Below are 20,498 nucleotides of genomic sequence, written 5' to 3'. Positions count from 1 at the left end.
AGAACCCGTTTTTGTTCAGGGTTTGGTCAGCGTTACCAGCCTGCCTTCCTTCGCGCTTAACAGCGCCGCATCCAGCACTTCCAGGGTGCGGATCGCCTGTTCACTGGTCACCGGCGGCTCGGTGCCATCGCGCACTGCGGCAGCAAAAGCTTCGTAGTAAGCGTGATAGCGCCCCTGCTCTGACGGTACCCGCTCCTCACCTTTATCGGTGCGCAATGTCCCCCACAGTGCTTCAGGCTCATAGCCCCAGCCGGCCAGGTCATCTGCTGGTTTCTTGCCGGCGAAAATTGCCGTTGCCTGCACGTCAGAACTGTTCGCCAGATAGCTGCCCTTGTCACCATATAACCGCAGTTCGCGGCTGGCGAGGTGGTTCAGCTTGCTGGAGGAGATATGGGAATGCACGCCGCTGGTGTGCATCAGGGTAATCACAAAGCTGGCATCCGTTGGCCCCTCCGGGCGCTGGATGATGTCGGTCTGGGCGAATACCGACTTTACCGGCCCAAGCAGCCACACCGCCTGATCGACCAGGTGGCTCCCCATGTCGCGCAGCAGGCCGCCCATTTCACCGCCGTCCAGCGTTAACGGGTCATCAAGATCCATACGGTTGTGCAGCCGCCACGGCTTGCCGACGCGCTGCTGCTCCATCACCTTGCGCAGGGTCACGATATCCGCATCGAAGCGACGATTGTGGTAGATGCCCAGCACCACGCCTTTTGCTTGGGCGGCGGCGGCCAGTTCGCGCCCGGTTTGCGCATCAGGTGCAAAGGGCTTATCGGCAATCACCGCCACCCCCGCGTCGATAGCTTGCAGAACCAGTTCACGACGGGTTTCAGGCGGGGTGGTAATGGTGACAATGTCGACTCCGGCGGCGAGCATCGCCGTCAGGCTGGGGTAAACCGGCACCTCGGGGAAGTCCGCTTTGACGCGCGCGACAGTTGCCGGTGCGCGCGCCACAATGCCCGCCAGCTCAACCCCCTGCGCGGCGCAAATATAGGGGGCATGGAAGTACTGACCGCCCGTACCATATCCGACCAATCCAATTTTCATCTGTCATCCTCGTTGTTGAGTGCGCAAGCAACATTCGTCAGCATGTTACGATTATGTTGGTCTTTGCTACCGTTGGCAAATGTTGCATTTGAGGCAATAACATCCAGAAAATAGTAAAAAAAAACCGGGCAACTGCCCGGTTTGGTTTTCGCTTAGGATGAAACCTAAGTTCAGGCGTTGAGCGCCTTGGTGATCTTCTCGAACAGATCGCCGGAGAGTTTATCCAGCCCTTTTAACTGCTCCAGCGCGTTGCGCATCAGCTGCTGGCGGGTGCTTTCGTAACGCTTCAGGCGGATCAACGGTTCGATCATGCGTGCCGCAACCTGTGGGTTGCGGGTATTAAGATCGGTGAGGATCTCCACCAGGAACTGATAGCCGCTGCCGTCAATGGCATGGAAAGCGGACGGGTTAAGCTGAGCAAATGCCCCGACCAGTGAGCGAATACGGTTCGGGTTGCTGAGGGTGAACGAACGGTGGTTCAGCAGCGCACGTACCTGCGTCAGCACATCGGCCGCCGGGCTGGTAGCCTGCAGCGCAAACCATTTGTCCATCACCAGGCCATCCTGATGCCAGCGCTCGTCAAAGGCCGCCAGCAGATCCGCACGGCACGGCAGCTGCGCACTCACGGCCGCAGCCATCGCGGCCACGCTGTCGGTCATATTATTGGCTTTTTCGAACTGGGCTTTCACCAGCTTATTGGCCAGCTCCGCATCACCAAACGCCAGGTAGCTCAGGCAGACATTTTTCAGCGCGCGCTTGCCCATATCTGCGTGCTCAACGCGATATTCCGCCGTCTGGTTGGCGTAGTAGACCGCCAGCAGCTCATCGGCCAGCTCGGTTGCCAGCGTGCGCACCAGCGATTCACGTACGACCGCATTGGCGGCCGGGTCGATCACCTCAAACAGCTCGGCAATCTCATTTTCTGATGGCAACGACAGGATTAACGCCATCAGGGCAGGATCGGTATTCTCCTCCAGCAGCACGGCACGGAAGGCATCCGCCACGTGCAGCGGCAGTGACAGCGGTTGTCCCTGCTGCTGGCGGGCAACGTTGATTTTGATGTGGTTAGCCATCAAGCTCTGCGCCGCATCCCAACGGGCGAAGTCATTACGTGCATGGCGCATCAGGAAGGTCAGCTGCGCATCGCTCCAGTTGTAATCAAGTTTTACCGGCGCTGAGAATTCACGCAGCAGTGACGGCACCGGCTGGAAATGGACGTTATCAAACACAAAGGTCTGGAACGATTCGGTGACGTTCAGCACATGATGGACCGGGTGGCCATTGTGCTGTAGCGGGATCACCTTGCCTTCACCATCGTACAGTTCGATATCCAGCGGAATATGCAGCGGCAGCTTCTCTTTCTGGTCAGCGGTCGGCGGGGTCATCTGAGTGACGTGCAGGCTGTACTGTTCCAGCTCCGGGTTGTAGTCGTCACGAATCGACAGCACCGGCGTACCGGACTGACTGTACCAGCGGCGGAACTGCGAGAGATCAACGTTGGAGGCATCCTCCATCGCCTGCACGAAGTCATCACAGGTGGCGGCGCTGCCATCATGGCGTTCAAAGTAGAGCTGAATACCTTTCTGGAAGTTTTCCTCGCCCAGCAAGGTATGCATCATGCGGATAACTTCTGAACCCTTCTCATACACTGTCAGAGTGTAGAAGTTGTTCATCTCGATCACCTGTTCCGGGCGGATCGGGTGCGCCATCGGGCTGGCATCTTCGGCAAACTGTGAACCGCGCATTACGCGCACATTATCAATGCGGTTGACCGCGCGCGAACCCAGGTCAGAGCTGAACTCCTGATCGCGGAACACCGTCAGCCCCTCTTTCAGGCTGAGCTGGAACCAGTCACGGCAGGTGACGCGATTGCCGGTCCAGTTATGGAAGTATTCATGGCCGATCACCGCCTCAATGCCGAGGTAATCTTTGTCGGTCGCGGTTTCAGCCTTAGCCAGCACGTATTTGGAGTTAAAGACGTTCAGGCCTTTGTTCTCCATCGCGCCCATATTAAAGAAGTCGACGGCAACGATCATAAAGATGTCGAGGTCGTACTCCAGTCCGAAGCGCTCTTCATCCCACTTCATGCTGTTTTTCAGCGAGGTCATCGCCCAGTCAGCGCGGTCGAGATTGCCGCGATCGACGAAGATCTCCAGCGCCACATCGCGGCCGGAACGGGTTTTGAAGCTGTCGCGCAGCACGTCAAAATCACCCGCCACCACCGCAAACAGATAGCAGGGTTTCGGGAACGGGTCGTGCCACTTCATCCAGTGACGGCCATCTTCCATCTGACCACCGTCCACGCGGTTGCCGTTGGAGAGCAGATAAGGGTAGCGCGCCTGATCGGCAATAATCGTGGTGGTAAAGCGCGCCAGCACGTCCGGGCGGTCCAGATACCAGGTGATGTGGCGGAAGCCTTCGGCTTCACACTGGGTACACAGCGCTTCGCCGGACTTGTACAGCCCTTCCAGCGCGGTGTTTTTATCCGGGTGGATCTCATTGACGATTTTCAGAGTGAAAGCATCAGGCAGCTGGGTTAACACCAGCGTGCCCTCTTCCAGACGGTAGTGCTGCCACGGCTGCTCGTCGACATGCAGCGACACCAGCTTCAGGTCTTCACCGCCGTCAAGACGCAGCTCCGCCGTGCTGGCACCCAGACGTTTAATCTGGCTGATAGCGGTGACCTGCGTGGTGCTGGCATCAAGGTTAAAAGTCAGATCGATATCGGTAATGGTGTAATCCGGGGCACGATAATCATGGCGATTTTTGGCTTGCGGCAGTTGCGTCATAAGTCCTTCTCACGTCGTAATTAGTTAACCTTTTCAAGTCTATTCCTGTTATGCCCTGGTTGCCACGTAGAATCGACGACAATTGGCGCCATTGCCTGAAAATGGTACATCTCATTAACAAACGCCGCGCTTTTCCTCATCCCGACTAGCCGAATTGTGCTGTGATCGGCTTCACTAAATGAGTATTCGGGTTATACTCCTGCGACTTTTCTTTTATTTGAACCAGGGATAACGCTCTTCGCCAGAGGATGCTGAAACGCACCATGACACGACACGCTTCCCCGATTTTGACCACGCTTTTAGATACCGATGCTTATAAACTCCACATGCAGCAGGCTGTGTTTCATCGCTATTACGATGTCACCGTCGCCGCCGAGTTTCGTTGCCGTGGTGACGACATGCTCGGCATCTATGCTGATGAGATTAACGAGCAAATCGCGTCGATGGCTTCGCTGGTACTGAGCGACGACGAGTTTGCGTATCTCTCCGGCCTGCCCTTCTTCAAAGCGGACTACCTGAGCTGGCTGCGTACCTTCCGCTACGATCCGCGCCAGGTGAGCGTGCGCAACCATCACGGCAAGCTGGATATCCGTATCAGCGGGCCGTGGCGTGAAGTCATCATGTGGGAAGTGCCGCTGCTGGCGCTGATCAGTGAAGTGGTGCATCGTCACCGCTCACCTCTGGTGACGCCACAGATGGCGGTCGACAAGCTGAAGAGCAAGCTGGTGCAGTTTGCCGACCTGACGGCGGATCTCGATATGTCGCGCTTCCGTCTGATGGACTTCGGCACCCGCCGCCGCTTCTCTCACGATGTGCAGCTGGCGATTGTCAGCACGCTCAAGCAGGATTTTCCGTGGCTGGTCGGGTCGAGTAACTATGAAGTTGCGCGTCAGCTGGGTATTGCCCCGGTCGGCACTCAGGCGCACGAATGGTTCCAGGCGCATCAGCAGATCAGCCCGGTGCTGGCTAACAGCCAGCGCGCTGCACTGCAGGCCTGGCTGGAGGAGTATCCGGACCAGCTGGGCATTGCGCTGACCGACTGCATCACTATGGATGCTTTCCTGCGCGACTTCGGTCGTGGGTTTGCCACCGCTTACCAGGGGCTGCGCCATGATTCTGGGGACCCGTTTGAATGGGGCGAGAAAGCCATTGCCCACTATCAGCAGCTGGAATTAGACCCGCAGAGCAAAACGCTGGTGTTCTCCGATAATCTTGACCTGGATAAAGCCGTGGCGTTGTATCGCCAGTTTGGTCAGCGTATTAATGTCATTTTCGGCATCGGTACGCGCCTGACCTGCGATATTCCCGAGGTAAAACCGCTTAATATTGTCATCAAGCTGGTGGAGTGCAACGGTAAGCCGGTCGCTAAACTTTCCGACAGCCCGGGTAAAACTATCTGTCAGGATAAAGCCTTTGTCCGCGCCCTGCGCAAAGCTTTCGATCTTCCGCTGGTCAAGAAAGCCAGCTAACAGTTTCCAGGGGCCAGACCCGTGCTGGCCCCTGATAGCCCCATCCTGTTAATAAATCTCTCCCGCTTCCGGGAATTTCTCTTGTTTCTCCTCGTCTGGCAAGTAACATAGCAAGACCCTAATTTCGGGGTTATTCAGATTAATAGTGAGAGACTTATATGAGCGTTGTGCCTGTAGCGGATGTACTGCACGGCCGGGTCGCGGTTGACAGCGAAGTCACCGTACGTGGCTGGGTGCGTACACGAAGAGATTCAAAAGCCGGTATTTCCTTTATCGCCGTTTACGACGGTTCCTGCTTTAATCCCGTTCAGGCTGTGGTCAATAATTCTCTGAATAATTATCAGGATGAAGTATTGCGCCTGACCACCGGCTGCTCGGTTGTGATTACCGGCAAAGTGGTGGAATCCCCGGGTGAAGGCCAGAGTTTTGAAATTCAGGCCACGGCGGTCGAAGTGGTTGGCTGGGTTGATGACCCTGATACCTACCCGATGGCGGCAAAACGCCACAGCATTGAATATCTGCGTGAGGTTGCACACCTGCGCCCGCGTACCAACCTGATTGGTGCCGTCGCCCGCGTGCGTCATACGCTGGCCCAGGCATTACACCGCTTCTTCGACGAGCAGGGTTTCTTCTGGGTCTCTACCCCGCTGATCACCGCTTCCGATACGGAAGGTGCCGGTGAAATGTTCCGCGTTTCGACGCTGGATATGGAAAACCTGCCGCGCACGCCGGAAGGCAAAGTCAATTACGACGAAGATTTCTTTGGTAAAGAAGCGTTCCTGACCGTTTCCGGCCAGCTGAACGGCGAAACCTACGCCAGTGCGATTTCTAAGATCTACACCTTCGGTCCAACCTTCCGTGCGGAAAACTCCAACACCAGCCGCCACCTGGCGGAATTCTGGATGCTGGAACCGGAAGTGGCGTTTGCCGATCTGGAAGATAACGCCGCGCTGGCGGAAGCGATGCTCAAGTATGTCTTCAAAGCGGTACTGGAAGAACGCGCCGACGATATGGCCTTCTTCGCTGAGCGTGTAGACAAAGAAGCGATTTCGCGCCTGGAGAAATTTGTGACTACCGATTTTGCGCAGGTAGATTACACCGAGGCCGTCGAGATCCTGCTGGCATCTGGCCAGACCTTCGAAAATGCCGTTTCCTGGGGTATTGACCTCTCTTCCGAGCATGAACGCTATCTGGCCGAGAAACACTTTAAGGCGCCGGTAGTGGTGAAGAACTACCCGAAAGACATCAAAGCTTTCTATATGCGTCTCAACGACGACGGCAAAACCGTGGCTGCGATGGATGTTCTGGCTCCGGGCATCGGTGAAATCATCGGCGGTTCACAGCGTGAAGAGCGTCTGGACGTGCTGGATGCTCGCCTCGCCGAGATGGGTCTGAATAAAGAAGATTACTGGTGGTATCGCGATCTGCGTCGCTACGGCACCGTGCCACATTCAGGTTTCGGTTTAGGTTTCGAACGATTAATCGCCTATGTCACCGGCGTACAAAATGTAAGAGATGTTATCGCCTTCCCGCGTACTCCGCGCAACGCGACCTTCTGATTTCTGCATTAAATATAAGAAATTCATATATATACTAAGGCCAGCCTCGCTGGCCTTTTTTTATTTTTGTAAATTTAGAGTTCCCTCACAAAGTTCCGTATTTTTTACATTTTGTCATACATATTTTCCTATTGTAACCAGAATAGGAGATTGGTAGCATTTTCGCGCTAGATTAACCAGGCTGTGAATGGAAAGATGCGTGCAGACACAGGAAGACACCAAACTCTCATCGTAGTTCTGTAAAGAATTATTGACGGCAGTGGCAGGTGTCCAAATAACTCCAATGAGGGTAATAAAAAATGATGAAGCGCAACATTCTTGCAGTAGTGATCCCAGCTCTGTTGGCTGCTGGTGCCGCGAACGCTGCAGAAATCTATAACAAAGATGGCAACAAACTGGACCTGTACGGTAAAGTTGATGCGCGCCACAACTTCTCTGACAACGCTGGTGATGACGGCGACCAGACTTATGTTCGTTTTGGTTTCAAAGGTGAAACCCAGATCAACGATCAAATCACCGGCTACGGCCAGTGGGAATACAACGTTCAGGCGAACGTTGCTGAATCTCAGGGTACTTCAGGTTCTAAAACTCGTCTGGGCTTCGCCGGTCTGAAATTCGGTGATGCAGGCTCATTCGACTACGGTCGTAACTACGGCGTGATCTACGACGCAATGTCTTACACCGACCAGCTGCCAATCTTCGGCGATGACACCATGTATCAGGACAACGACAACTTCATGGTTGGTCGTTCAAACGGTCTGGCTACCTACCGTAACAGCAACTTCTTCGGTCTGGTTGACGGCCTGAGCTTCGCATTGCAGTATCAGGGCAAAAACGAAAACTCTTCCCGTGACCGCGCTAACTCTAACGGCGACGGCTGGGGTACTTCTGTAGCCTATGACACCGGTATGGGCATCAGCGCAGTGGGTTCTTACGCTTCTTCAAACCGTACCGCAGACCAGAAAACTGACGGTAACGGCGATAAAGCTGACCAGTACGCATTGGGTCTGAAATATGATGCCAACAACGTTTACCTGGCAGCATTCTACGGCGAATCTCGCAACACCACTAACTATGGTGCAGTAACCGCTCCAGTTGACGGCCTGAACATCGCTGCTAACAAAACTCAGAACTTCGAAGTGGTTGCACAGTACCAGTTCGACTTCGGCCTGCGCCCATCCATCGCTTACCTGCAGTCTAAAGGTAAGGACCTGACTGGCTTCACTTCAAGCAACGGTACATTTGGTGGCGGCGACGCTGACCTGGTTAAATACATCGAAGTGGGTACCTACTACTACTTCAACAAAAACATGTCTACCTATGTTGATTACAAAATCAACCTGCTGGATGACAACGAGTACACTCGTGCAGCTGGCAAGAGCACCGACGACGTTGTTGGTGTTGGCCTGCAGTACCAGTTCTAATTGCCATTTAACTGCGGCTGCGGTCGCGGTTATCAGAGCATCAAAACGGGGCTTCGGCCCCGTTTTTGTTTTCTGCCCTTCCCCTTTCTCTTTCTGCTGCAATTTTCACGCAAACGGTTGGCAATTTACCCTTCCAGGCGGTACCCTGAGTCCTCACTTCGCTTTAGATTAAGCTAACGGACTTCGACTATGTTTGAACGTATTGCAGCTGCACCCGCCGACCCTATTCTTGGTTTAGCCGATCTGTTCCGCGCCGACGATCGCCAGAATAAAATCAACCTCGGTATTGGCGTGTATAAAGATGAAACCGGCAACACGCCGGTACTGACCAGCGTGAAGAAAGCTGAGCAGTATCTGCTGGAAAACGAAACCACCAAAAACTATCTGAGCATTGATGGTATTGCTGATTTTGGTCGCTGCACCCAGGAACTGCTGTTCGGTGCTGACAGCTCCCTGATTGGCCATCATCGTGCCCGCACCGCCCAAACCCCTGGCGGTACCGGTGCTCTGCGCGTGGCGGCGGACTTTATCGCCACGCAGACCCCAGCCAAACGCATCTGGGTGAGTAACCCAAGCTGGCCGAACCACAAAAATGTGTTTGAAGCCGCCGGTCTGGAAGTGTGTGAATACAAATATTACGATGCGGCGAATCACTCGCTGGACTTCGATGGCCTGCTAAACAGCCTGAATGCCGCTGAAGCCGGTGACGTAGTGCTGTTCCACGGCTGCTGCCACAACCCAACCGGGATTGACCCAACGGCTGAACAGTGGACACAGCTGGCTGAGCTGTCGCTGGCGAAAGGCTGGCTGCCGCTGTTTGACTTCGCCTATCAGGGCTTCGCTCGCGGTCTGGAAGAGGATGCAGAAGGCCTGCGCGCCTTTGCTGCCACCCACCAGGAACTGATCGTTTGCAGCTCTTACTCGAAAAACTTTGGCCTGTATAACGAACGCGTGGGTGCCTTCACGCTGGTCGCCGCTAATGCGGCGGTGGTAGATACCGCCTTCAGTCAGGTGAAAGCCACCATTCGCGCCAACTACTCTAACCCACCGGCACACGGTGCGGCTGTGGTTGCGACTATCCTCAGCAACAGCGCCCTGCGCGTGCTGTGGGAGCAGGAACTGAGCGCGATGCGCGAGCGCATTCAGCGTATGCGTCAGCTGTTTGTCAATACGCTGCAGGAGAAAGGGGCGAAAGGCGACTTTAGCTTTATCATCGATCAGAACGGCATGTTCTCGTTCAGCGGCCTGACCAAAGATCAGGTGGTTCGCCTGCGCGATGAGTTTGGCGTGTATGCAGTGAACTCCGGGCGCGTTAACGTTGCGGGCATGACCCCGGACAATATGGCACCGCTGTGTGAGGCGATTGTCGCGGTACTGTAAATGAGAGAGGGCTGACCGGCACTAAGGTTCAGCCTTTACATTGAAGGGGGCGACCGTTTTTGCGGTCGCCCCCTTTTTTCAATGCGCCTATTGCAGGAACGGGTTGCTGATACGTTCACGCCCGAGCGTCGACATCGGGCCGTGCCCTGCAATAAAGGTCACATCGTCACCCAGCGGCAGGAGTTTGTGGTGAATGGAGGCTATCAGGTCGCTGTGGCTGCCCTGAGGGAAGTCTGAACGCCCGACCCCGCCGTTGAAAATCACATCGCCAGAAACCAGCAGGCGGCCTGCGCGGTCAAAGAAGACGATATGCCCCGGCGTATGGCCAGGGCACAGCAGGATTTCAAGCGGGGTATTGCCCACGGTTACCGTCTCCCCCTCTTCCAGCCAGCGATCCGGCGTCAGCGGTGGGCAAGTGGCAAAGCCAAACATTTCACTCTGCGTCGGCAGCGCGTCCAGCCAGAATTTATCGGCGATATGTGGGCCAATAATGGGCAGCTGATAATGCTCTGCCAGCTCGGCGGCGGCACCAACATGGTCAAGATGGCCGTGCGTCAACAGGATCTGGGTGAGCTTAACGCCCAAATCAGTGACTTCTCGTTTGATTTTCTCCGCGTCACCGCCCGGGTCCACCAGCGCGGCTTCGCGAGTTTCCGCACACCAAATCACCGAACAGTTCTGAGCGAACGCGGTGACCGGGATAATGTGATAGTCCATAACTCTCCGTTACCGGCCACCACAGGTGCCCGGAATTTCGTTTTTACCAGTTCCGTACCGGACCGGTATCAATATGCACAAAGTTACTGCTCGGGTAGTATCCTACACCGCCTGCACGTAGCGAAAGCGCAGCTTTGCGAATATTGCTTAACGAAATTCCTTCAATGTGAAAATCCATTGCCTGACCCAGGGTGTGGTAGCTGTGCTTTGCCACGCCTTTGCTGTGCGAACGCAGCGAGTTGTTGGTCGCCAGCGAACGGTAACCGGAAATTAACTGCACGGGTTTGCGCGTATCAAGCATGGTCTGCAGGCGGTAAAGCTGATCGAACAGGTGGGGATCGATGTTCTTACTTTTGTTGGCCCGGTAGTCACGGAAAAAGTGATTCAGGCGCGCTAATTCATCCTTGTCGTAACTTTTTCCATTGAAAAACTCAGTTTTGAGGCTTTCACCGGTGTTGAGGTTGCTGAGGGTCAGCACACGAGGACGAGCAGTAGAGAGCGAGGCAAAAGCCTGTCCGGGAAGAAGTGCCACACCGAGTGCAGCGCCGCCCAGTGCTAACCACTTACGACGATTTGAGTCAAATTTATCCATGAATCTGTATTACCTGGCTGAAGTATTCGGAACGATGCATTTACTGCACCGTCCGAACCTTACCGGGGGAGAAAACATCAGTCAACCCGGCGCTGCGGAGTGTGACGCAGAGATCGCACTCAACGCCGCTGCGCCAGCCAACTGAGCGGAGAACTCCCCGCGGGCGGAACTGCTGGATAATCAACAATTAGAGCAATAATTGACCAGCCTGCGTCAGCACCTGAGTGCCTGAGCGCGCCGTCATATCATAATTGTAAATATCTGTACGAAACTGCGGCTGACCGTCATCTGCTACCCAGGCGGTCAGGTAATAGAGATTGACCGGAATGCGGTGGCGGATCGAAACAAAGCGCGTTTCGCCCTGTTTCAGGGTGCTGCTGATGCGCGAGCCATCCCAGCCCACATCCTGCAACAGCAGGTTAGCGAGGTCCGAGGCGCGGTTCACGCGCACGCAGCCTGAGCTGAGCGCGCGAATATCTTTCTGAAACAGGCCGTGATTAGGCGTGTCGTGCAGATAGATGGCGTCCGAGCTTGGCATATTAAACTTGTAGCGCCCTAACGAGTTGGTGGCCCCCGGAGCCTGGCGGATGCGATACGGGAACGAGGCGGCCGAAACCATACTCCAGTCAATCATTGATGGATCGATCACCTGCGCATCGCTGCTCCAGCCTGACAGCAGCGTATAACCGTGTTTATACAGGTACATCGGATCCTGCTTCACCTTCGGCACAATATCTTTGCGCACCAGCGTGGTCGGCACATTCCACGGCGGGTTGAGTACCACATTGTTTAGCGCGCTGCGCATCAACGGCGTTTTACGGTCCGGGCGGCCAACAATCACCCGCGAGGATAAAATCTCGCTGCCGTTAACGTAGTAAGCCAGCGAGTAGTTCGGGATATTCACCATGATGCCGTTGTGCATATCATCGGGTAGCAGACGCAAACGCTGAATGTTCAGCGCCAGCAGCGAAGCACGCTGCTGCGGCGAGACGTTTAACCACTCGCGGGTGCGCGTGCCAATTGCGCCATCCGCTTCCAACCCCTGCCAGCGCTGGAAGCGTTTCAGCGCCTCAACCAGCTGTGGCGTGTAGATATTGTCAGCATTGACCGGGATAGCCTCGCCCTGCACGTTACCGACGTTATTCGGCACTGCAGGTGGGGGAATATCCGTGGTGGCAGTGGCAGACGGGCTGACAACCGCGTTGGTATCTCGCTGCGGCGGCACGACAGCATCCGGCTGTGCGTTATCATCGTCATGCACCAGCGGGGCATCCACGGCTCCGACCACTTCGGCAGTCGGTTTCGGCGGTTCATTGGCGGCAGACATCATGCCGGTGCGCTGTAAAATGTCGCGCAGCGCCGGAACATCATCACTCACCTGCCCCGGTTTTAACGTTTGTTTATCCCGCAGCTGCGGCCACGGGCGCGCGTCCGCCAGCAGGGTTTTCAGCGCCTGATGCATCAGGGCATATTGCGGGTGCTGCGGGGCCAGGGACTGCACAAAACCGCTAAGATTGACCTGCGCCAATGCGCGCTGCCACTGATTGATCGCCGCCATTGACGGCGCTTCCATCTTGTAAGGGGCATTGCTATACAGCCAGACTTCACCCTTGCTCGGCACATTGGAGGTGAATTGCAGATAGCCCAACATGGCGTCAGACAGCACCACATCACGCGCCAGCCCGCTAATCTGCGGATCGGTCAGCTGTTTGACCCAGCGGGTAAATTGCGGCTGCACGCCGGAAAGCGCAACCTCAGCCAGCTGCTGCTGGAACTGCTGCACGGCCTGTTGATCCTGCCACATCGGACGCATACCGTTTGCGGCATACAGTGGGGTGAGATTCTTCAAATAAAACGGCGTGCTCCCATGAGGGAAAGCCGCACTGATTTGTGCCTGGCTTTGAACCACGCTAACGGTCGATGACGCAGGTGCGGAAACAGGTGGAATACCTGCCGCTGCGGGGGACATGTATGTCAGTCCGAACATCAAACAGTAGCCAAGCGCAACGGCCTGAGCGGATAACGATTTCTTCAGCAACATCCCTTGCCCCCTGTGTAAGCCAGCTGAATCGAAGAACAGCAGCAGTTAGTCATTGTTATAAGTATAGAAACAGAAAACGGCATCTGCCTCTTCCGTTGCAAATGCCGTTATCCAGAGTAATCTGGCAGCAGAGATTTTACCACTGCACGCCATCATTTTTTATATTTTTAGTCCAGGGTTATGCCTCAGCTTCGGCGCCATTGCTGGTCACCGTCGGCTCGGCAGCGAAGCCGCGCAGCCCCACCACATGAACATGCTCAGTATTATTAAACACCTTACGCACCAGCTTATAGGTCGTCCCCTTTTCCGGGCTGATGTTTTCAGGCGCCGCGATGATCAGCTGCATTTCCAGACGGTCACACAGTTCGAACAGCGTAGCGATGGATTTGGCATCCAGACGCGCCGCTTCGTCGAGGAACAGCAGTCGGCAAGGCGAGATATCTTTTCCGCGCAGGCGGCGTGACTCCTCTTCCCAGCTCTGCACCACCATGACCAGAATGGACATCCCGGTACCGATAGCTTCACCGGTCGACAGTGCACCACTCTCTGCGCGCAGCCAGCCGTCGGAACCACGGTTAACTTCAACTTCCATTTCCAGATAGTTACGGTAATCGAGCAGCTCCTCACCGATAGTTTGCGGCGTGCGCTGCCCCATATCGATCTGCGGGTTCAGGCGCTGATAGAGTTTCGCCAGCGCTTCCGAGAAGGTCAGGCGATTGCTTTTAAACAGATCCTGATGCTGCTCATGCTGTTCTGACAGAACGTCAAGCAGGGTGGAGTGGGCTTCACGCACGTTGACGTTCAGACGCACACTTTTTACCTGGCCAAAGCTGACGGCCTGCAAGCCCTGGTTCAGCTGGCGGATACGATTCTGCTCGCGCTGAATGGTCTTACGAATAATGTTCGCTACGCTGCGCGAGCTGATCGCCAGCATCTGCTCGCGTGCGGTTAACTCTTCGGTCAGACGATTCAGTTCGATCTCCATCTGCTCGATGGCTTCGACCGGGTCATCCGTGCGGATGATATCCTGACGGATACGCTCGCGCAGGTGCTGATATACGGCGATAAAGAACTGAATTTTACGCTCAGGACGTTTAGGATCTTCCGACAGGCGCAGTACATCGCGCAGATGTTCGTTATCCGCTACCGCCAGACGCAGCGCACCCAGTGCCTTATCCGACATTGAACGCAGCTCGTCCCCGCCAAGATATGCCAGCTCACGGCGATGCAGTCGACGCTCGACTCCGTTGTCTTTCACCAGGCGCAGTACCGCCACCCAGCCCGCTTTAGCACTGACGACCTGCTCGCGGCCCACCTGGTATTCACGTTCCAGGCGGCGCAGTTTTTTCTGCAGCGCATCCATTTCGGCTTCACAGAAGGTCAGCTGTTTTTCCAGCTGATTACGGCGGGCACGATTATTGCTCAGGGCGCTATACAGTTCATCACGGCGCATACGCGCACGCTCTTCGGCACTGGAGTCCGCCTGTACGCCAATGTCCTGCATCTCCTGCTGCAGCTCTTTCAGAATGTCGCGCTTGGCGTCATAGGAGCTTTTCAGCGTGGCCAGCAGCTGAGAATACTGCGTCAGCTGGGCCTGATGCTGGCGCAGCTGGTCGCGGGCACGCGCACGTTCAGCCTCGGCATGCTCCAGGCGTTGACGCAGCTTCTCGTTGAGATCGCTGTTGCCGTCGAGCATGCCTGCGGAGTCGGTATAGCCAAAGTGCGCGCGGCGCTGTACCACTTCCGTCAGGGCAAACGCCTGCTGACGGGCATCGCGCTGCTGCTGCTGCGCCTGCTGATAATCCAGCTTCAGCTGTTCATGCTGTTCCGGGTCGCTTTGCAACACGGAGAGGATCGGCTCCAGCTTCGCCAGCTGAGCGCCGTGCTGCTGGATAAAGCGTGCGGCTTCCTGCGCTTCATCCAGCTTTTCCAGAATCTCTTCGTAACGGTCGCGCAGGGAATCATCCAGCAGCAGGCTGACGCGCGGCATCAGGCGGTTAAGCTGAGCTACACCCTCTTTCGCCTGGTCAAACTGCTGGCGCTGCTGCTGGTTTTCGCTTTCATGGCTGCTCAGCGCGCGCTCAACTTCCGTGCGGCGATTGTTCAGCAGGCGCATTTCCGCTTCCGGATCGGACTCAAAGGCCACGGCGAGGTGGCTGCCGATAAAGCGGCTGAAGGACTGGTGCAGACGCTGGGTTTTCTGCACGTCAAACGACAGCGTGGCGTAGCGCTCGGCCAGGCCTTCCCGCTCGGTTTGCAGCAGCTCCAGCTGATTCTCACGCGCCGCACGGCCAAACAGCGGCACTTTCGGGAAGCGTGAATAGCGCCACTGGCGATCGCTGGCCTTGACCACCACCGCTTTTTCCAGCTCTTCAACGTTGAATACGCTGTCATCAAACGACTGCGGGTCCCCTTCAATCAGATAGAGATCTTCCGGGCAGTCATCCATGCCGTCGAGCATCTCACGTACCCGTGACAGGTCCGGGACGACAATTCCATGGCGCGCCGGGCCGTACAGCGCGGAGAAGTACGGCGCATCGTCGATGGTGACATCGTCATAAATTTCGGACAGCAGCACGCCGCCAAATCGCTCAGCGAGGTTGTTAAGACGGGGATCTTCGGCACCGCCAGGCTGGCTGAGGCGCTCGATCTGCTGCTCAATTTCACGCTTGCGGGCAGAGACTTCATCACGCTCAACCGTGGTTTCGCGCTCGCGCTCCAGCAGCTGCTGCATAAATTCGGTAACCTGCTGGCTGTTTTCCAGCGCCTGCCCGGTCTGCTCGCTGAGCTGGGAAAGGATCTCCTGTGCGGCCAGCCACTGCGGCGCCTGTTTGGTCAGGCGGGCAATACGTTCACGCAGCTGTTCCAGCTCCTGGCGCATGTTCATGCGGCGCTCACCGGCGTCGGACACGCTGTCGCTCAGCTGCTCAATCTGCGCTTCCAGCTCATACTGCAGGGCTTCCAGCTCTTCAGCATCGACCTGCTTACCGTGGCGCTTGCAGAACTCGCTCAGCAGGCGCTCGGCATCCTGCTGTTCGCGCAGGCGCTGCTCAAGTTCGTTAATGCGGCTACGCAGCGGCTGCAGCTGTTCAGCGTGATAGCGCTGGTTGCCCGCATCGCGCAGCAGATCGCGACCGACCTGCCAGGCTTCGCTGCGGCTGACCGGCCCGGCAATTTTGGTTACCAGCTCGAAAGCCTGTTCAAACTGGCTGTGCGCGGCCTGCGCCACGCTCATTTTCTGCTCCAGCATCAGTAGCTTACTGGTCGCTTCCTGCTCTTTCGCCTGGAAAGTTTCCTGCCACTCTTCAGCGTTATCAACGCTAAGGTCGCTCAGCTGGCAGATCTCTTTCGCCCGCTGCAGCGCGGTCAATGCCTGCTGGTACTGGATAGCGCGGGTCTGCTGCACGTCCAGCGCCTGCTGATAGTCAGCCAGCTGGCTTTTCAGCTCGTCGACTTCCAGCTCGGCCGCTTCGCTGCGCGCTTCGTGTTCTTCCTGCAGCTCACGCGCTTCAGCCACCACTTCGTTCTGCTCTTCCAGGCGGAAGGTCAGCTCTTCGAGATCGGCATCATAGCGGTCAATTTTTTCCTGCTGACGCAGCGCGGTTTGCACCAGGTTGAGGTGATCGCTGGCGGCCTGATAATCGGTTTCCAGATCGCTCTCTGCGCCGTTATGTTCGGCCAGCTCACGCGCCATCTCGACCGAACGATACTGCTCCGCGGCCAGCTGCTTACGGCTGGTGAACAGGTCGTTACGCACCACCATCGCAGCATCGAGGTGAATGCGGCGCTCGTTAGCATGGCGCATATAGTCTGCGGCCACGTAGCTGGTCGCTTCGGAAATCAGGTGCTTAAACAGGTCGCGGTCGGACTGGGTGACGCGGATCGCTTCCAGCGTCATGCGGTTTTCACGCAGCGCCGCTTCCATATCCTGGAAGGCTTTACGCACCCCGCTGTTTTCCGGCAGCAGGTAGTCACGCAGCGAGCGGGTAATTGCGCTGGAGATCCCGCCGTACAGCGAGGCCTCAATCAGGCGGTAATATTTGCTGCGGTCGGCGGCAGAGCGCAGGCGGCGCGCCACGATACCGAGATCGAACATCACCGAGTGGTAGTCGGTAATCGAGTTGTACTGTTTGAACTGTACGCTCTCGCTACTTTCGAATTTGTCCTTCAGCTCGCTGAGCGGCAGCACCCGTGCCTGGCGCGCATTCACCGTTTCGGTGAGAATTTCAGTCGGGTTAATCGACGTCGGCAGGCCGTGGATGCTGAAAGGTTTAATGTCCACTTTGCGGTCGCGGCCGGCAACCTGCTGCAGGCGCACGCCGACAATCACGCGCTCGTGACGTGAGTTCATCACGTCCAGCGCGGCGTAGCACACGCCGGGGCGCAGCTTACCGTGCAGGCCTTTATCACGAGAACCCGATGTGGCGCCCGCTTCGGTGGTATTACGGAAGTGCAGCAGCGTCAGGTCGGGGATCAGCGCGGTGATAAAGGCCGCCATGGTGGTCGACTTCCCGGCTCCGTTACCACCCGACAGCGTAGTCACCAGCTCGTCGAGGTCAAAGGTACGGGCAAAGAAACCGTTCCAGTTAATCAGCGTCAGTGAGCGAAACTTTCCACGTTCAATCATTTATTCTTCCTCTCCGCCGTCCGGCTGGTTGCGTTCTGCCGTACTTTCGCCGTCGTCGGTTTCATCTGCCAGCGCCAGCCCGCCGTCAAGCTGCATCGCTTCACCGTCACGGATCAGGCGCAGCTGCGCTTCACGGGCATCATCACCGCTGCGCACGTCGGCACCGAAGCGAAACACGGATTCAGTGATGCGGAATTTGCTGCTGTCGTTGCCCATAAACCACACCATACCCAGGCGGCGCAGGCGGTTTAATGAGGCGCGCATTTTTTCCTGCAGCTTCTGGCGGTCAAGGTCAGAGCCGGTCGAGCGCTGGTTAACCAGCTTCAGCAGCCTGCCTTCATCGGCCAGCGACATCAGCTCATCATGCAGCTCCTGCTGGCTGAAGATCCCTTCATTGGCCAGACGTTCCGGGCTGAGGTAGAGATAGCAGAGAATTTTACCGACCATCATATCCAGCTCGGACAGCACCGAACGCGGGATAAGGGTGGTGGAGCGCGGGCGCAGGTAGAAGAAACCTTCCGGGGCGCGGATTAGCTCCACGTTGTAGCGCGCGTAAAACTCTTCGAGAAATTCCTGATAATCCATCAGGAAGGCGTGCTGATCTAACTCATCGATGCCGATATGACGGCCTGCACGTAACTGGCTGTCCAGCGCCGGAAAAATCGGGTTAGCCAGGGCCTGGGCCAGCTTAACCGGCATCACTTGTTCAATATTTGTCGATGACATGTGCCTGCACCTTGGCTCCGTAATCATTAATGGTCTGCCACTCAGCGGACAAACCGGAGAAATCTGCTTCGGCCACGCCTAAGCGCACGGCCTGATCGACGACAATTCTCGCCACGTCGAAGTGACGCACGCGCGGGTATTGTGTCAGGTATTCGCGCATCACGGCGCCGAGATCCAGCGGCTTCTGCTGCGCTTTGTAGATCGCCAGCGCCTCTTCAATCATTGCCGCCAGCTGTTCGCGGATCTCATTAAACTCTTCGTACTCCAGCTCTGACGGCAGTTCACCGGTGACTTCTTCATTACGCAGTGCCAGCTCTTCATCGCGCATATCGTACAGGCGCTCGGCATTGGCATAGGTGAGCGCCCACGGCATCTCAAAATAGTTCTGCACCGAGACGCGCAGCCGCTGGGCGAAGACGCGGTTTTTATCCATATCGATAGCGGTACGGATAAATTTATGGACGTGGCGATCGTAGCCAATCCACAGATCGATAGCCTGCTGGCCCCAGCTGATAATACGGTCGAGCTTGTTTTGCAGGTCAAAAACCAGCTTGTCGACAAACCCCAGATCCGGGCTGTTCATCGTCGCATCCTGGATGCGCAGCAGATTGGCCTGCAGCTTATCGCCCGCGGCCTCAAGCGTATCCTGCAATTCGCGCAGCGTGCCGGAAGTTTCGTTCAGCAGCAGCTCACAGCTGGAGATCGCCGCGCGCCAGTCTTTGTTCAGCAGCTGCGCGATATCGTCTTTTACCGCCTGCTGCTGCTCATCCATGATGCGCTGCGTAATGTCGATACTGTCGAAAATTTCCGCCACGGAGTATTTCAGCGGCGCGAATACGTTGCGGTGCCAGTGGAACTCATCGCCATCTTCATCGGCGGCGTCGGCGGCGCGCTTCAGCTCACCGGCGACGATCGACAGCTGCATCGACAGGCGCAGCGTGGAGAACTCGCGCTGGCGGATGTAGTAATCGGTAATGCCGATCCCCAACGGCGTCAGGCGATAGATAGCATTACCTTCGGAGTGTTCGCTGGTAAAGCGGTTGATCAGGCGCTGGCGTACCATATCGTTGATGGCATTGTTGGCGCGAACCAGCACCGTTTCGCTGGTCTGCTCAAAGCCATCGCTGACGTGGCGGAAGGCGTCAATCAGCTCGCCTTCACTCATTTCGCCATCCATGCGCTCCCCGTTGAGGGTGGCAATCGCCAGCAAAAAAGCCAGACGTTCGGTCGGCAACGTGACGGAAAAATCATTTTTTCGCGCCCAGGCCACCAGTTCCGGTACAGTCTGGGAAAAATCACTCATAGTTCGTCCTTCTGAATGGGTTTCCGCGCTGTGACGTGGATGTAACGCCCTAAACTTAAAAACGGCTCCTGGCGGCAATACTGCTTTTCCAGCGCCAGAACTTCATCAAACCGCTCACTCTGCTTGGTTTTATCCCGCAGATAGTCGTGGAAAACCCGGATGCCGGTTTTCGTTTCAATAGTAAAGCCGCACGCCTCAAGCCAGGCATAAACCTGCTGCGGATCGCGCGGGTAGTCCGGGGACAGGGTTTTCTTTTTGCGTTTGCTTAAGCCTGCCTGCAGATAGCCGAAATTGCCCAGCACCATGGTCTGCATCAGCAGGCCGTTGACGTTATAAAACATCAGCGACAGCACGCCTCCGGGCTTCAACGCATCATACAAAGCGGCCAGCACCTGCTGCGGTTCGGCTACCCATTCCAGCACAGCGTGAAACAATACCAGATCAACCGGCTTATCCAAATGTTGCACGACCTGCTGAGCGCTAATTTGTTTAAATTGCATGTTGCCGCTCACACCTTTTTCCAGCGCTAAGCGGCTGGCGCGGCCAATCATCTCCTCCGATACGTCGCACAGCAGCACCTGATGACCACGCTCTGCCATGCCGCAGCCGGTCTGCCCTTCCCCGCCGCCCGCATCAAGCACCGCAAGCGGCCCGGCAGGAAAGGTACTCAGCAGCGCGTCGAGATCCTGCCAGAGGATCGCCTGGCGAATGCGGCCTTTGGTGGTACCGTATATATTTTGTGAAAACTTTTCTGCGATATCATCAAAGTTGCGATCCTGCATACAGGCAGCTCCAGCGTTCAGGCGTGATTCAGTCGGGTATTT

The 20,498-nt window shown here is 56.4% G+C and carries 13 protein-coding genes; 4 read left to right on the top strand and 9 right to left on the bottom strand.

Going from position 1 to position 20,498, the window contains the following annotated elements; translation table 11 throughout:
* Positions 1–15 precede the first annotated feature (15 nt).
* Both QLG07_RS00395 and pepN read right to left on the bottom strand, forming a co-directional pair.
* Complete coding sequence (locus QLG07_RS00395) at positions 16–1,047, bottom strand: Gfo/Idh/MocA family oxidoreductase (protein WP_187497570.1); 1,032 nt, start codon at positions 1,045–1,047, stop codon at positions 16–18.
* Positions 1,048–1,217: 170 nt separating this feature from the next.
* Positions 1,218–3,836, bottom strand: a complete 2,619-nt coding sequence (gene pepN, locus QLG07_RS00390) for an aminopeptidase N (protein WP_282468203.1) — start codon at positions 3,834–3,836, stop codon at positions 1,218–1,220.
* A gap of 263 nt (positions 3,837–4,099) precedes the next feature.
* Between pepN and pncB the strand changes: the two genes are divergently transcribed.
* From pncB to QLG07_RS00370, 4 genes are all read left to right on the top strand, one after another.
* A complete protein-coding gene (gene pncB, locus QLG07_RS00385) occupies positions 4,100–5,305 on the top strand; it encodes a nicotinate phosphoribosyltransferase (RefSeq protein ID WP_048916515.1) in 1,206 nt (401 codons plus the stop codon).
* Positions 5,306–5,463: 158 nt separating this feature from the next.
* A complete protein-coding gene (gene asnS, locus QLG07_RS00380) occupies positions 5,464–6,864 on the top strand; it encodes an asparagine--tRNA ligase (protein ID WP_048916513.1) in 1,401 nt (466 codons plus the stop codon).
* A gap of 299 nt (positions 6,865–7,163) precedes the next feature.
* Positions 7,164–8,288 carry a porin OmpC gene (gene ompC / locus QLG07_RS00375; RefSeq protein ID WP_282468202.1) on the top strand — a complete coding sequence of 375 codons (1,125 nt, stop codon included), beginning with the start codon at positions 7,164–7,166 and terminating at the stop codon, positions 8,286–8,288.
* A gap of 189 nt (positions 8,289–8,477) precedes the next feature.
* Complete coding sequence (locus QLG07_RS00370) at positions 8,478–9,668, top strand: amino acid aminotransferase (protein WP_282468201.1); 1,191 nt, start codon at positions 8,478–8,480, stop codon at positions 9,666–9,668.
* Positions 9,669–9,755: 87 nt separating this feature from the next.
* Here the strand turns inward: QLG07_RS00370 and QLG07_RS00365 are convergent, their stop codons facing one another.
* The 7 genes from QLG07_RS00365 to cmoM all read right to left on the bottom strand — a co-directional run bounded on the left by QLG07_RS00365 (position 9,756) and on the right by cmoM (position 20,456).
* Positions 9,756–10,385, bottom strand: a complete 630-nt coding sequence (locus QLG07_RS00365; RefSeq protein ID WP_282468200.1) for an MBL fold metallo-hydrolase — start codon at positions 10,383–10,385, stop codon at positions 9,756–9,758.
* A gap of 43 nt (positions 10,386–10,428) precedes the next feature.
* Positions 10,429–10,977, bottom strand: coding sequence for a YcbK family protein (locus QLG07_RS00360; RefSeq protein ID WP_048916520.1), 549 nt, complete (start codon positions 10,975–10,977; stop codon positions 10,429–10,431).
* 187 nt (positions 10,978–11,164) lie between these two features.
* A complete protein-coding gene (ldtD, locus tag QLG07_RS00355) occupies positions 11,165–13,018 on the bottom strand; it encodes a L,D-transpeptidase (RefSeq protein ID WP_282468199.1) in 1,854 nt (617 codons plus the stop codon).
* 178 nt (positions 13,019–13,196) lie between these two features.
* Positions 13,197–17,645: a chromosome partition protein MukB gene (gene mukB / locus QLG07_RS00350; protein WP_282468198.1), complete on the bottom strand. Its 4,449-nt coding sequence runs from the start codon at positions 17,643–17,645 to the stop codon at positions 13,197–13,199.
* Complete coding sequence (gene mukE / locus QLG07_RS00345; RefSeq protein ID WP_133624059.1) at positions 17,646–18,371, bottom strand: chromosome partition protein MukE; 726 nt, start codon at positions 18,369–18,371, stop codon at positions 17,646–17,648.
* The gene (gene mukF / locus QLG07_RS00340; protein WP_048916524.1) at positions 18,352–19,674 is read right to left on the bottom strand and encodes a chromosome partition protein MukF; all 1,323 of its coding nucleotides are present in this window, start codon (positions 19,672–19,674) and stop codon (positions 18,352–18,354) included. The genes mukE and mukF overlap by 20 nt, the downstream gene beginning before the upstream one ends.
* On the bottom strand, positions 19,671–20,456 hold the full coding sequence (gene cmoM, locus QLG07_RS00335; RefSeq protein WP_133624060.1) for a tRNA uridine 5-oxyacetic acid(34) methyltransferase CmoM: 786 nt from the start codon (positions 20,454–20,456) through the stop codon (positions 19,671–19,673). The genes mukF and cmoM overlap by 4 nt, the downstream gene beginning before the upstream one ends.
* Positions 20,457–20,498 lie beyond the last annotated feature (42 nt).

This window comes from Erwinia sp. V90_4, from assembly GCF_029967685.1.
Lineage (GTDB): Bacteria > Pseudomonadota > Gammaproteobacteria > Enterobacterales > Enterobacteriaceae > Erwinia > Erwinia aphidicola.
This window is presented reverse-complemented; position numbering and strand designations above follow the sequence as displayed.

Bases quoted from the DNA above. Each gene is read 5' to 3' on its own strand.
- QLG07_RS00395 (WP_187497570.1), bottom strand. From the start codon at position 1,047: ATGAAAATTGGATTGGTCGGATATGGTACGGGCGGTCAGTACTTCCAT.
- pepN (WP_282468203.1), bottom strand. From the start codon at position 3,836: ATGACGCAACTGCCGCAAGCCAAAAATCGCCATGATTATCGTGCCCCG.
- pncB (WP_048916515.1), top strand. From the start codon at position 4,100: ATGACACGACACGCTTCCCCGATTTTGACCACGCTTTTAGATACCGAT.
- asnS (WP_048916513.1), top strand. From the start codon at position 5,464: ATGAGCGTTGTGCCTGTAGCGGATGTACTGCACGGCCGGGTCGCGGTT.
- ompC (WP_282468202.1), top strand. From the start codon at position 7,164: ATGATGAAGCGCAACATTCTTGCAGTAGTGATCCCAGCTCTGTTGGCT.
- QLG07_RS00370 (WP_282468201.1), top strand. From the start codon at position 8,478: ATGTTTGAACGTATTGCAGCTGCACCCGCCGACCCTATTCTTGGTTTA.
- QLG07_RS00365 (WP_282468200.1), bottom strand. From the start codon at position 10,385: ATGGACTATCACATTATCCCGGTCACCGCGTTCGCTCAGAACTGTTCG.
- QLG07_RS00360 (WP_048916520.1), bottom strand. From the start codon at position 10,977: ATGGATAAATTTGACTCAAATCGTCGTAAGTGGTTAGCACTGGGCGGC.
- ldtD (WP_282468199.1), bottom strand. From the start codon at position 13,018: ATGTTGCTGAAGAAATCGTTATCCGCTCAGGCCGTTGCGCTTGGCTAC.
- mukB (WP_282468198.1), bottom strand. From the start codon at position 17,645: ATGATTGAACGTGGAAAGTTTCGCTCACTGACGCTGATTAACTGGAAC.
- mukE (WP_133624059.1), bottom strand. From the start codon at position 18,371: ATGTCATCGACAAATATTGAACAAGTGATGCCGGTTAAGCTGGCCCAG.
- mukF (WP_048916524.1), bottom strand. From the start codon at position 19,674: ATGAGTGATTTTTCCCAGACTGTACCGGAACTGGTGGCCTGGGCGCGA.
- cmoM (WP_133624060.1), bottom strand. From the start codon at position 20,456: ATGCAGGATCGCAACTTTGATGATATCGCAGAAAAGTTTTCACAAAAT.